The sequence below is a fragment of the Amycolatopsis sp. NPDC114504 genome (genome assembly GCF_055633595.1).
Map to the genome: position 1 here is coordinate 1,729,307 of NZ_JBVKDU010000001.1, position 12,540 is coordinate 1,741,846.

Annotated in this window: 11 protein-coding genes; 1 reads left to right on the forward strand and 10 read right to left on the reverse strand. The window is 72.4% G+C overall.

All coding sequences use genetic code 11. The features are described 5' to 3' along the window. Window positions 1-33 precede the first annotated feature (33 nt). The 6 genes from ACZ7PG_RS08015 to ACZ7PG_RS08040 all read right to left on the reverse strand — a co-directional run bounded on the left by ACZ7PG_RS08015 (window position 34) and on the right by ACZ7PG_RS08040 (window position 5,429). A complete protein-coding gene (locus ACZ7PG_RS08015; protein ID WP_086671261.1) occupies window positions 34-378 on the reverse strand; it encodes an RNA polymerase-binding protein RbpA in 345 nt (114 codons plus the stop codon). A 107-nt stretch (window positions 379-485) separates the two neighbouring features. Beyond that, on the reverse strand, window positions 486-716 hold the full coding sequence (gene secG, locus ACZ7PG_RS08020) for a preprotein translocase subunit SecG (protein WP_086845181.1): 231 nt from the start codon (window positions 714-716) through the stop codon (window positions 486-488). A 127-nt stretch (window positions 717-843) separates the two neighbouring features. Next, window positions 844-1,629: a triose-phosphate isomerase gene (gene tpiA / locus ACZ7PG_RS08025; protein WP_470238356.1), complete on the reverse strand. Its 786-nt coding sequence runs from the start codon at window positions 1,627-1,629 to the stop codon at window positions 844-846. Further along, window positions 1,629-2,843: a phosphoglycerate kinase gene (locus ACZ7PG_RS08030; RefSeq protein WP_470238357.1), complete on the reverse strand. Its 1,215-nt coding sequence runs from the start codon at window positions 2,841-2,843 to the stop codon at window positions 1,629-1,631. The genes tpiA and ACZ7PG_RS08030 overlap by 1 nt, the downstream gene beginning before the upstream one ends. 4 nt (window positions 2,844-2,847) lie before the next feature. After that, window positions 2,848-3,852, reverse strand: a complete 1,005-nt coding sequence (gene gap, locus ACZ7PG_RS08035; RefSeq protein ID WP_155542488.1) for a type I glyceraldehyde-3-phosphate dehydrogenase — start codon at window positions 3,850-3,852, stop codon at window positions 2,848-2,850. Between the two features lie 398 nt (window positions 3,853-4,250). Beyond that, the gene (locus tag ACZ7PG_RS08040) at window positions 4,251-5,429 is read right to left on the reverse strand and encodes a winged helix DNA-binding domain-containing protein (protein ID WP_470238358.1); all 1,179 of its coding nucleotides are present in this window, start codon (window positions 5,427-5,429) and stop codon (window positions 4,251-4,253) included. A 71-nt stretch (window positions 5,430-5,500) separates the two neighbouring features. On the opposite strand from ACZ7PG_RS08040, the gene ACZ7PG_RS08045 reads away from it, so the two are divergent. Next, a complete protein-coding gene (locus ACZ7PG_RS08045) occupies window positions 5,501-6,145 on the forward strand; it encodes a LysE family translocator (protein WP_470238359.1) in 645 nt (214 codons plus the stop codon). Here the strand turns inward: ACZ7PG_RS08045 and ACZ7PG_RS08050 are convergent. The 4 genes from ACZ7PG_RS08050 to ACZ7PG_RS08065 are packed head-to-tail and all read right to left on the reverse strand — an operon-like array spanning window position 6,126 to window position 12,540. Next, window positions 6,126-6,452: an ArsR/SmtB family transcription factor gene (locus tag ACZ7PG_RS08050; RefSeq protein ID WP_470238360.1), complete on the reverse strand. Its 327-nt coding sequence runs from the start codon at window positions 6,450-6,452 to the stop codon at window positions 6,126-6,128. The genes ACZ7PG_RS08045 and ACZ7PG_RS08050 overlap by 20 nt on opposite strands. Further along, on the reverse strand, window positions 6,449-7,237 hold the full coding sequence (locus tag ACZ7PG_RS08055) for a TIGR03620 family F420-dependent LLM class oxidoreductase (protein ID WP_470238361.1): 789 nt from the start codon (window positions 7,235-7,237) through the stop codon (window positions 6,449-6,451). Before ACZ7PG_RS08055 ends, ACZ7PG_RS08050 begins: the two co-directional genes overlap by 4 nt. 37 nt (window positions 7,238-7,274) lie before the next feature. After that, window positions 7,275-11,729, reverse strand: coding sequence for a coiled-coil domain-containing protein (locus tag ACZ7PG_RS08060; RefSeq protein WP_470238362.1), 4,455 nt, complete (start codon window positions 11,727-11,729; stop codon window positions 7,275-7,277). Window positions 11,730-11,739: 10 nt separating this feature from the next. Further along, the gene (locus tag ACZ7PG_RS08065; protein ID WP_470238363.1) at window positions 11,740-12,540 is read right to left on the reverse strand and encodes a hypothetical protein; all 801 of its coding nucleotides are present in this window, start codon (window positions 12,538-12,540) and stop codon (window positions 11,740-11,742) included.

The following is a 12,540-nucleotide window of genomic DNA, read 5'->3' on the forward strand; positions in this document are numbered from 1 at the left end:
AGGGCTCCCGGGGTGGCTTTTGGCCTACTTCGCCTAGATGATCTCCCGGCGCTGGCGCAGGCGCTCGAGGGCTTCGGCCAGGATGGCCTCGCCGTCGGCGTCGCTGCGTCGCTCCTTCACGTACGCCAGGTGGGTCTTGTAGGGCTCGGTCCGCGGTGCGGCCGGCGGGTTCTTCTCGTCCTGCCCGCCCGGGAGTCCGCAGCGGGGGCAGTCCCACTCGTCGGGGATCTCCGCGTCGAGCGCGAACGACGGCCGGGCTTCGTGGCCGTTGGCGCACCAGTAGCCGACCCGGCGCCGCGGCGCCGATTCACCTCGCTCGGATTCGCCCGTAGGACCGGCACCCACCCGGGTGCCTCGAATCGCGTTACCGCCAACCATGAATCCTCACACCTAGGAATCGGCGGCGCGCCCCCCAATAGGCACGCCGAATCGCTGCGCCCTGCCGTCGTGACCCGGTCGCGATCGACGGCGAGGCGCCGGACGCCTCACACCTTGAGCAGCAGACCCAGGCCCACGATGCTGATCAGCCACACCGCGCCCAGGAGCAGGGTGATCCGGTCGAGGTTCTTCTCGGCCACGCTCGACCCGGCCAGGCTGGACTGCATCCCGCCGCCGAACAGCGACGACAGGCCACCGCCCCGGCCCCGGTGCAGCAGCACCGCGACCACCAGGAAGACGCTGGTGACGATCAACAGGATTTGCAGGAACAGCTTCATGTCATCCTCTGGGCTCTAGGAGAATGCAGGGGTACGGCATGGTCGTTTCCGACCTCCACCGTACCCCTGGACTCGTCCACTGCTGTGTGACGGACCGGATACACAGGTTACCCGGTCGTGGCCTCGATCAGGGCAGCGGCCCGCCTGCGGCGAGTGCACAGAGTTTCGTGAACTCCTCGCCGTCGAGGCTCGCTCCGCCGACCAGGGCACCGTCGATGTTCTCGCAGCCCACCAGCTCGCTGATGTTGCCCGACTTCACCGATCCCCCGTAGAGCACCCGGACGGACGAAGCGACGTCGTCGCCGTACTTCTCCAGGAGGGTGGCCCGGATGGCCTTGCAGACCTCTTCGGCGTCGGCCGAGGAGGCGACCTTGCCGGTGCCGATCGCCCAGACCGGCTCGTACGCGACCACCACGTCCTTGACCTGCTCGGCCTTGAGGCCCTTCAGGCCGTCGATCAGCTGCGTCGTGGTGTGGTGGATGTGCTCGCCGGCCTCGCGGACCTCGAGCTTCTCCCCGATGCAGAGGATCGGCGTGATGCCGTGCTTGAGCGCGGCCTTGACCTTCTTGTTGACCAGCTCGTCGGTCTCGGCGTGGTACTCGCGCCGCTCCGAGTGCCCGACGGCGACGAACTTGCAGCCCAGCTTCGCCAGCATCAGGCCCGAGATGTCCCCGGTGTAGGCGCCGGAGTCGTGCGGCGAGAGGTCTTGCGCGCCGTAGGTGAGCGACAGCTTGTCGCCGTCGACCAGAGTCTGCACGCTGCGGATGTCGGTGAACGGCGGCAGCACCGCCACGTCGACCTTCGCGTAGTACTTCTCCGGCAGCGCGAAGGCGATCTTCTGGACGAGCGCGATCGCCTCGAGGTGGTTCAGGTTCATCTTCCAGTTGCCGGCGATGAACGGCTTGCGTGCCACTAGTTCTTCTCCTCCAGGGCCACGACGCCCGGCAGTTCCTTGCCTTCGAGGTACTCCAGCGAGGCACCGCCGCCGGTGGAGATGTGCGAGAAGCCGTCTTCGGGCAGGCCGAGCTGACGAACGGCCGCCGCGGAGTCGCCGCCGCCGACGACGGTGAACGCGTCGCTCTTGACCAGGGCTTCGGCGACGGCACGGGTGCCACCGGAGAACGCCTCGAACTCGAACACGCCCATCGGGCCGTTCCAGAACACGGTCTTGGCGTCGGCCAGCTTGCTCGCGAACAGCTCGCGCGAGCGCGGGCCGATGTCGAGACCCTGGCGGTCGGCCGGGATGGCGGTGGCGTCGACGACCTCGTGCTCGGCGTCGGCCGCGAACTCGGTGGCGGCCAGGACGTCGACCGGCAGGACCAGTTCGACGCCGCGCTTCTCCGCCTCGGCGAGGAAGCCCTTCACCTGGTCGAGCTGGTCGGCCTGCAGCAGCGACTGGCCGACCTCGTGGCCCTGGGCCTTGAGGAAGGTGTACGCCATGCCGCCGCCGACGAGCAGCCGGTCGACCTTGGTCAGCAGGTTCGCGATGACGCCGAGCTTGTCGGACACCTTCGCGCCGCCGAGCACGACCACGTAGGGCCGCTGCACGTCGTCGGTCAGCTTCTTCAGCACGTCCAGCTCGGCCAGCACCAGGCCGCCCGCGTACGCCGGGAGCACCGAAGCCACTTCGTAGACCGAGGCCTGCTTGCGGTGGACGACGCCGAAGCCGTCGGAGACGAACGCGCCGCCCGGGACGAGCGCGCCCAGCTCGGCGGCCAGCTCGGAGCGGTCCACGGCGTCCTTGCTGGTCTCGCGCGCGTCGAAACGCACGTTCTCCAGCAGGACGACACCGCCGTCGGCGAGGCCGGCGGTCAGTGCCTTCGCGGACTCGCCGACCAGGTCACCGGCCAGCGCGACCTCGGCGCCGAGCAGCTCGGAAAGCCGCTTGGCGACGGGCGCGAGGCTGTACTTCGGGTCCGGCTCGCCCTTGGGGCGGCCGAGGTGCGCGGTGACGACGACCTTCGCGCCCGCGCCGGCGAGCTTCTTGATCGTCGGCAGCGCGGCGCGGACCCGGCCGTCGTCGGTGATGCGGTCCCCGTCGAGCGGGACGTTCAGGTCGGAACGCACGAGTACGTACCGGCCCTGAACGCCCTCGCCCAGCAGGTCGTCGAGGTTCTTGACGCTCATCGGGTCAGGAGAGCTTCGAACCGATGAGCTTGGCCAGGTCGGCGAGGCGGTTGGAGTAGCCCCACTCGTTGTCGTACCAGCCGACGACCTTGACCTGGTTGCCGATGACCTTGGTCAGCGGCGCGTCGTAGATGCAGGACGCCGGGTCGGTGACGATGTCCGAGGAGACGATCGGGTCGTCGCTGTAGCGCAGGATGCCGGCCAGCGGGCCGTCGGCGGCGGCCTTGTAGGCGGCGTTGATCTCCTCGACCGTGGCGGCCTTGGAGAGCGTCACGGTGAGGTCGGTGGCCGAGCCGGTCGGGATCGGGACCCGCAGCGCGTAGCCGTCCAGCTTGCCCTGCAGCTCCGGCAGGACGAGGCCGATGGCCTTGGCGGCGCCGGTCGAGGTCGGGACGACGTTCACGGCGGCGGCCCGGGCGCGGCGCAGGTCCTTGTGCGGGGCGTCCTGCAGGTTCTGGTCCTGCGTGTAGGCGTGGACCGTGGTCATCAGGCCCTGCTCGATGCCGAAGGCGTCGTGGAGGACCTTGGCCAGCGGGCCGAGGCAGTTGGTGGTGCAGGAGGCGTTCGAGATGATGACCTGCGAGCCGTCGTACTTGTCGTCGTTGACGCCGAGGACGACGGTCAGGTCCTCGCCCTTGGCGGGCGCGGAGATGATGACCTTCTTCGCCCCGCCGGCGATGTGCGCCTTGGCGGCGTCGGCGTTGGTGAAGAAGCCGGTCGACTCGAGGACGACGTCCACGCCCAGGTCGCCCCAGGGCAGGTTGGCCGGGTCGCGCTCGGCGAGGGCCTTGATGGTCTTGCCGTCCACGACGATGCCCTCGTCGCTGACGCTGACCTCACCCGGGAACCGGCCCAGGATGGAGTCGTACTTCAGCAGGTGGGCCATGGTGGCGACGTCGCCGAGGTCGTTGAAGGCGACGACCTCGATGTCGTGGCCGCTGGCCTGCACGGCGCGGAAGAAGTTGCGGCCGATGCGGCCGAAGCCGTTGACACCTACGCGAACGGTCACTGCTGCCACTCCTCTGAGGATCGGCCGGGAGTCCCGGCCGTGACTTGCGGGCTCGCGGCAACCCTAGCGTGCGGGCATGCGCGTCCCTGACTGCCCTGACGAGACTTCCACCACTTGGCGAACGGGTCAAGAATCGATTAAGAAGCCGGGGTGGGCGAGCTGGGGTTTCCGGGGCGGACCACGGCGGACCAGTCCGGGTCGGCGGTCCGGCGAGTGGAACCGGTTCCGGCTGGCCGCACGGGGTGCGAGGACTCGGGCCGGAGCATGGACCACAGGAGCCTTGACCGGTTCAGATGGCGACTCGCCGAAAGACGGGAAATGGCGAATCCGGAGCGGGCCCGGCCCGGCTCCGGGACGGGCGTGAGGTCGATGACTCGACCGATCCAGCTCTCGCCGCTTCACCCGGTCAGCTCCCGCTCCAGCGGCGTCCGGAACCGCGGCACCGCCCGGACCTCGCCGTACCACCCGGCGCAGCGGTCCGCCGCCGCCTCGACCAGGCCCGAAGCCTCGCTCCCCACGTCCTCCAGCAGCCGGAACGCGATCTCGCCCGACGCGCGCTGCGCCCAGCCGCCCACGACGCGACCGTCCAGCCAGACCGTCGGGCCGATGTTGCCGCTGCGGTCGAACAGCGCCGGCCGGTGCGGGCCGAGGAACCAGTCGCGGTCCTGCCAGCCCATCGGGGTCGGGTCGAGCGCCGGCAGGAACGCCACCCACGGCGGCGGCTCCGGCACCGGCTCGAGGTCGTCCGGCAACGCCACGCCCGCGACGCCGTCGAGGTCGACCTCCACCGGGTCCAGGACCGCCAGCGCCTTCTTCGTCTGGCCCGCGGTCCAGCCCGTCCACCAGCGCAGGTCCGTGACCGGCGCCGGGCCGTACGCGCGCAGCCAGCGCCGCGCCAGTTCCACCCGCGCCGCCTCCGCGTCCCAGACCGGCAGCCCCGGCACCCACTCGTCCAGGGGGTGCCAGACGTACTGGGTGCTGATCCAGCTCCCCCGCGGCCGACCGCGCGCGATCCGGCCGCCGGCCGCCAGCAGGAACAACACCCGGCTGGTGACGTTCCCGATCGCCTCGTACGGCTTCCCCGCCGCCATCAGCAGCTGCTGCCGCAACCGCGGCTCGTCCTCGCTGAGCTGTTGCGCCGTCGCCGAGCCGCGGGCCCGCAGCGCCGCCTCGACCGACGCTTCGACGTCCGCCAGCCACTTCCCCGGCTCCGGCACGTTCTCCGGGTGGCCCTGCCGCCCCAGGTGCTGCTCCAGCAGCTTCCGCTGCTTGACCTCGATGTCCGCGGAACAGCCGGCCTGCACGAGCGCCGCGGTGTCCAGTCCGGTGACGAATACCGTGCGGCGCATCCCGAGCAGCCGTAGCAGGGTGCGGTCTTCGTACAACGCCCGTTCCACGGCGGCGATCCCCGGTGACGCGAGCCGCGCGCACGCCGAAAGGTGGACCGTCGCCGGGTCGGTGGCGTGCAGGGCGACCACCCCCGCCACGACGTCGGAAACCGTGGCCGCGGGCGCGGCCAGGTGGTGCCGGACCGCGAGGCGGGCCCGGCGCTGCTGGGTGCTGATGTCGAGAGGCACCCGGCTTTGATACCACCGGGCACCGACAAAAACGCCTGGTCGCCAGGCCGGGGCCCGTTTACGCTCGCGGCATGGTCTCCGGTGCCCACTTCGCGGCCTTCGCCGCTCTGACGTTCCTCATGGTCGTCGTCCCCGGCCCGAGCGTGCTCTTCACCATCAGCCGCGCGCTCACAGTCGGCCGCCGCGACGCGCTGCTCACCGTCGCGGGCAACTCCGTGGGCGTCTACACGCAGGTCGTCGCGGTCGCGTTCGGCCTCGGCGCGCTCGTGACGACGTCGGCCGCGGTGTTCACCGCGATCAAGATCGCCGGCGCGATCTACCTCGTGTACCTGGGCATCCAGGCGTTCCGGCACCGGCGGAAGCTGTCCGACGCCATGGCCGCGAAGGTGCCGACCACGCCCGGTCGCGTCCTGACCGTGCTGCGCGACGGGTTCGTCGTCGGCTTCGCGAACCCGAAGTCGATCGTGTTCCTCGCCGCGCTGCTCCCCCAGTTCGTCGACCCGGCAGCCGGGTCCGTGCCGGTCCAGATGCTGCTGCTGGGCCTGTGCCTGCCGGCGATCGCGCTGGCCACCGACACCGCGTGGGCGCTGGTGGCGGGCACCGCCCGGGCGTGGTTCGCCCGCTCGCCGAAGCGCCTCGAAATGGTCGGCGGTACCGGCGGCCTGGTCATGATCGGCCTCGGCACCACGCTGGCCTTCACCGGCCGGGGTGACTGAACACCAGGTCCAGCAACCCCGGGAAGGCCGCGTCGAACTCCGGGCGCCGCAAGCGGTTCAGCCGCCGCGGGCCCGCGTCGCGCTGCTCGATCAGGCCCGCCGCGCGCAGCACCCCGAAGTGGTGGCTGAGCGTCGCCTTCGCCACCGGCAGGTCGAACGTGCCGCACGCCTTCGTCCACTCCGGCACCTCGGCGAGCTCACGCAGGATGCTGCGGCGCACGGGATCGGCGACCGCGGCGAGGGCGTCCTGCAGGGACACCTCCGCCGGGACGCCGTGCGTGAGCCCGCGCGCCCGCGCCGTGGTCACCGCAGGGCCTCCGCCAGCGCCGGCCACCACTCGCGGGGCAGGTCACCGGCCGGGACGACGACCTGGTCCGCGCCCGCCGCCCGGTACTCGCGCAGCCGGGCCACGACCGCGTCGAGGTCGCCGCGCACGGTGAGCCCGTCGACGAGCCGGTCGGAGAGCTCCGTGATGTCGGCGTCGGTGAAGCCCATCCGGCGGAAGTTGTTCGCGTAGCCCGGCATCCCGGCCAGGAACCGCAGCGAACCCTCGCGGGCGCGGTCGCGGGTCGCGGCGACGTCGGTACCCGGGACGACGCTCAGCAGCACCACGAGCTGCTTGCCGGCGCCGAGGATCTCGCGTGCCGAAGCGACGTAGTCCGTCGTCACGAGGAACGGGTACGCCCCGGACGCGCGGTCCCGCGAGAGTTCCAGCATCTTCGGGCCCAGCGCCGAAAGGATGCGGTCGGCCGCGGGGACGGTGTCGTCCAGCTCGTCGAGGTAGTCGTTCAGCGTGGCCAGCGGACGCGGGCCGTGCGCGCCGCCGAGGCCGACGACGAACCGCCCGGCCGGCAGGTCCGCGTACGCACGGGCGACGTCGGCGGCGGGTACCCGGTCGACCGGCAGGATGCCGCTCGCCACCGGGATCTTCGCGGTCCCGTGGATCACGTCGGCGATCAGCGGCAGGTTGCTGCCCTGCCCGCCCGGCAGCCACAGCGTGGCGTACCCCAGCTCCTCCAGCTCGGCGGCGACCGTGACGGTCTCCGGCCCGGTCGTGCCCACCGTGGCGCCCAGCGCCCCCAGGTTCGTCATGCGCCGGGCAACCACGGAACCGCGGGAGTTGTTCCCGTCACGCCGTTTGTTCGTCCTCAGCGGAATCGTCCTCGGCCGGCTTGCTGAACATCCGCGTCGCCGACAGCCGCGCGACGCCGTCCGGGTCGCCCAGGTCGTCGAGGGAGTTGCGGATCGTCGAGTCCACCGACAGGTACTTGCGGCCGGCCCGCAGGTCGGCGTCGTTGCGCAGCCGCACGATCAGCGGGAACTCCGACAGCGCGCCCGCGTCGAACAGGCCCGTCGTGTAGATGAGCTGCACGCCCAGCGCCTCGGCCACCGCCCGCTGCAGCTCCAGCAGGTACCCGGCGGACGCGCGGCCGATCGGGTTGTCCAGGAACAGCACGCCCGAGTGCCGGTTGCGGGCCTTGCCGCGGTTGTTGGCCCGCAACGCCGCGAGGGTGCAGTAGAGGATGATCGCCGCGGTCAGCTGCTGACCGCCGGAGAACACGTCCCGGATCTCCGAGACGCGCTGGCGTTCGGTCCGCAGCACCGAGTCCGGCTTGAGCATGTCGACGCGGAACCCCTTGGGCGCCGCGGCCCGGACTCCGCGCAGCACCAGGGAAAGCCCGTCGCGCTTGACGTCGCGGCCGTCGGCGGTCTTGCCGACGGCGGCCTCGTCGACGACCTCGCCGAGCTTCTCGACGAGCGCGTTGTCCTCCAGCTCGGTGAAGCGGATGCGGAGGAACTCCTGCCCGGACCAGTCGCCGAGGCCGTCGGGCAGCCGCGACACGCGCTGGGCCGAGCGCAACGTCCGGAGCGCGCCGTCGACCATGCCCTGCAGGCGCGTGATGATGCCGCCGCGGTGCCGGTCGATCTGCGCGAGGTCGTCGGTGAGCGACCGCAGCCGCGGCCGCAGCGCCTCCGCCCATTCGGCGGCGTGCGCGGGCAACTGGTCGCGCTTGACCGAGATGACCTGCTGGCGCACCGGCGTGCTCAGCTTCTCGAACCGCTTCTCCGTCGCGTACTGCGCGAGCTGGTCGGCGGCCGCGCGCACGCGCCGGTCCCCCACGTCGGCGGCTTCCTGGGCCTCGGCGAAGGTGGCGTTGAGGCGGCCGTGCTGGGCACGGGCGGTCTCGACGTCGCCGTCATAAGCCGCCGCGTCCGTGTCGGTGACCAGGTGGGCCATCGACTCCGCGAGCAGGGAGAAGCCCGACGCGGAACTGCGGGCCGACTCCAGCGTCGCTTCGGCCGCCGCCCGGCGTTCCTGCAGCTCTTCCCACTTCCGCGCGGCCACGGACACCTCCAGGCCGGCCGCGTCGATCAGCTCCAGGCCGTGCTCGATGTCGCGCGGCTTCTCGCCGGTGGCACCGTTCTGCAGCGGCAGCACGTCCAGCTCGGCTCGCCGCGTCGAGACGAGCCCGATGGCCTCGGTCCGCTCGTCCTCCAGCCCGTCGACGACGCGGCGGGCACGGGCCAGCGCGGCCGCGCGGGCCGAGGCGTCGGAGCCGTCCGGCGTCTCCAGTAGCTCGGCGGCGCGGACGCGGACGGCCTCGTCGAGGGACTCGACGGCCGACCCCGCGGCGGCTTCGGCCGACTCGGCCTGCTCCAGCTCGGCCCGCAGGTCGCTGCCGACCTCGACCTTCGCGTACGACTCGGACGCCGACAGGTAGGTCCGGCGCAGGGCGTCGACCGGCTCGGCCGGCACCGGGCCGTGGGCCGCTTCGGCCGCGCCGGGGACCTCGGCCAGCTCGGCGCGGGCGGTCGTCGCGGTGCGGCGGTGGCCGTCGGCGGTGCGCTGCTCCTCCCCCGCCTGCTCGCGCAGCCGCGCGGCCTTGCCCGCGGCGTCGGCGGCCTGCAGGTCGGCGCGCTCGGCGACCTCGGTGGCGCGCTCGACGTCTTCGGTCCATTCGGCGATCCGCGCGCTCCGGGTGCCCAGCTCCCCGAGCCGTCGTGCCTTCTCCTCGGCCTCGGCCGCGGCGGCCCGCAGCTCCGGGACGCGCTCCCGCAGCGACGCGGCTTTTTCGCTCAGCCGCGCGAACTCCGCGTCGGCCTGCTCCAGCGCGGTGCGCGCGGTCTCGCGGGCGGTCCGGGCCGCCTGGGCCTGCTCGGCCAGGGTCGCGACGGCGCCGGGCGGGTAGTCCTCGCGCCAGGTGGTGAGCTTCCACGTCAAGGCGCCGTCCGCGGACAGCTTGGCGGAGAGGGCTTCCAGGCGCCGTTGCCGCTCGGTGTGCCGCCGCGCCACGGCTTCCCGCTCGGCGTCGGCGGCTTCTTCGTCGTACATCGCGGGGTTCGGCGGCACGAGGAACTCTACGCCGGGCGCGGCGGGCACCTCGGCCAGCAGGGCTTCGGTGGTGCCGACGGCGATGATCGCGCTCGGCAGCAGCCGCCGCGTCGTCAGGACCTCCCGGGCCCGGTCCGCGTGCGCGGCGTCGTTGAGGAGCACGCCGGACACCAGCTGCGGCAGGCTTTCCAGCACTTCGGCCCGCCGGGCAGCGTCCAGTTTGGACAGATAGCGCCAGCCGGACCACGCGGTGATCCCGGCTTCTTCCAGCGCGTCCAGGGCGGCCTGGACGTCCTCCGGCGGCGGCAGCAGGCCACCGGAACCGAGAGCGGCGAGGGCCCGCTCGTCGGCGGACTCCTCCATCCGCAGCGCGGTCTGCTCCTTCTCGACGGACGCGCTCGCCTCGCGCAGCCGCTCCAGCAGCACCGGCAGATCGCTCTCCAGCGCGACGTCGTCGGCGCCGAGCAGCTCGACCAGGCGGCCCTCGGCGGCGAGCGCGTCGGTGCGGCGGTGGGCGCGGTCGAGGTCCTCGGTGGCGCGTTCGAAGCGGTCCTGGGTGGTGCCCGCCAGCTGGTGCGCCTCGTTGACGGCCCGTTGCGCCGCTTGGAGGTCCGCGGCGACGCGATCCAGCTCCTGCTCGCGCCGGGTCAGCTCGGCGGACGTCGATTCGGCGGCGCTCCGGGCGGCTCGTGCGGCCTCGGCGACGTCGGCGCCCGAAGGCAGCAGCCCGGCGCGGACGGCGTTCTGGACCTCTTCGCGCAGCTCGGTGATCCGCGTGGTCAGCCCGCGCGCTTCGGCCCGCCGCCCGGCCGCGAGGTTGGCGGCCTCGTCGCGTTCGGTCTGGGCCTTCTCCGCCTCGGCGCGCAACGCGCCCGCGTGCGCCTCGGCCTTGTCGGCCTGGCGCTGGGCGTCCTGCGCCAGCGAGTGCAACCCGCGAGCCAGTGCGGACGCCGCGTCGTTGCGCGCCTGCAGGGCCGGACGCGCCTTCTCTTCCCGGCTGCCGACGAGCTCACGCAGGTCCTTCGCCTTGCGCGCCGAGTTCAGCTGGTCGAGGACCCGCGCGGTCTCACGCCAGGCCTCCGCCTCGGTTTTCGCCGAAGCGAGTTCGGCGTCGACGCGCTTGCGGGCTTCCTGGGCCTCGTCCAGGCGCAGCACGGCGACGAGCCGGCGCAGCTCCGTGACGCCCGCGGCGAGCCGCCGGTGGTCGCCCTCGGCGAGCTTCTCCGCGGACTTGACCTCGGTGACGTGCTCCTCGAGCCCGGACAGCCTCGCGTTCTCGAGTTCGTTGCGCGCGACCACCCGGCCGGCGAGCGACGCCATGTCGGCCTTGGCGGACTCGGCGATCTTCCGCGACTCCGCGGCCACGCCTTCTTCGGCGGCCAGCGGACCCAGCAGGTCCAGGGCACCGGCGACGAAATCGCGCTCCGACAACAGATCCCCGCGCTGCGCCAGGTTGTGCGAGTACGTCGAGACGACCTCGGCGAGGTCCTTCGGCTCGTCCTCGGAGATCACCGCGCGCAGCAGGAAGTCGACGAACGCGTCGTCGGTGCCGAAGGCGAACGCGTCCGCCGCTTCGCCTTCGCCGGCGTTCATCGCGCGCTGGTAGCGGAACAGCTCGGTGTCGAGACCGAGGCTGTCGAGCCGGCCGGTCCACTCGTGGTGGCGGCGCGTCCAGGACAGTTCCAGCTCGGGCTCGGCCAGCTGGGCGCCGGCGAGCTTGTCGTGGAAGCCGGACATGGTGAGCAGCCGGCCGTCCTGGGTCATCGGCAGGGAGTCGAGCCCCAGCGCGGCGGTCGGGCGGAAGCAGTACCAGGAGTCGGCGAGGTTCTCGGAGTCGGCGGACACGACGTGCCCGCGCCATTCGGAGACCTTGCCGGTGATGATCCGGTGACCGCTCTCGACGTGCAGCCACTCCAGCACGACGTGCGAGACGTCCTTGGCGGCGACGAACTTCTCGAGCACCTTGGTGCTGGTGGTGCCGACGACCTGGCGGCGGCCGGGCAGCATGACCGAGAAGATCAGCTTGATGAGGACGGACTTGCCGCCGCCGTTCTCGAGGAACAGCACGCTGGCCGGTGAGGGGCGGCGCAGCTCGGCCGGGCCGGTCGCGTGGATGCCGGCGCTGAACAGCGCGTCCTGCTGCGGCGCGGTGATCTTGGCGCCGACGCCGCTGAAGTCGAGGACGACGTCCTGGTAGCGGGCACCCGACGGGCCCACCGAGTGCAGGCGGACCCGCGAAAGCTCGTACATCGATTCCCCTCTAGAGCGTGTCGGAGGACGCCGCGCGCAGCGTGCCCCCGGCGTTCGCGACGGCCACGACGTCCAGGGACAGGAGGTCGTCGAAGGCGGCGTCGGCGGCGAGTTCGCGGACCTGGATCTGGTAGCGCGGGGTGGTCCGGTAGGTGCCGCCCTGTTCGTCGCTCACCGGGACCAGGAAGCCCTGCTCGGCCAGGAACCGCAGGGCGCGCGACACCATGCCGCGGGTGGTGTCGGCGGCGAGGCGGCCGTCCTTGGTGGCCGCGGCCGCGGGACGGCGGGTGTAGGCGCGCCAGGCCTGTTCGAGCTCGGGCGCGTCGGCCAGCGGGTCGTTGTTGGCCTCGGCCGCCGCGGCGCGTTCGTCGAGCATGCGGGCGGCTTCGCGGACCATCGCGTCGACCTGCTCGACGCTGACGCGGCCGATGTAGGTGTCGTTGGCGAGGTCGTCCGGGCGCGGGTAGCCGAGCGCGGCGGTGGCGAGGTGGATCAGGCCGTGCAGCACCTTCTCCGTCTCGCGGCGCTCGCGGATCTTGGCCTGGCGGGCGTAGGAGTCCATCTTGATCTCGAAGACGGACTCGTCGGTGGCCGCCAGCACCGCGCCGGCCTGCTGGTTGACCTCCAGGACCATCAGGCCGAGCCCGGCCGCGACGGCGTGGGTGAGCGCCTTGAACGCGTTGTCCTCGCCGTAGCGGCGCACGAGGTCGCCGTAGACGACGTCACGCGCGGGAAGCTGCTTCGGCCGCATGCCGAAGGCGACCAGCCGCGCCGCGGCTTCGGCGTCCACGCTGCTGTGGGACAGCGCCAT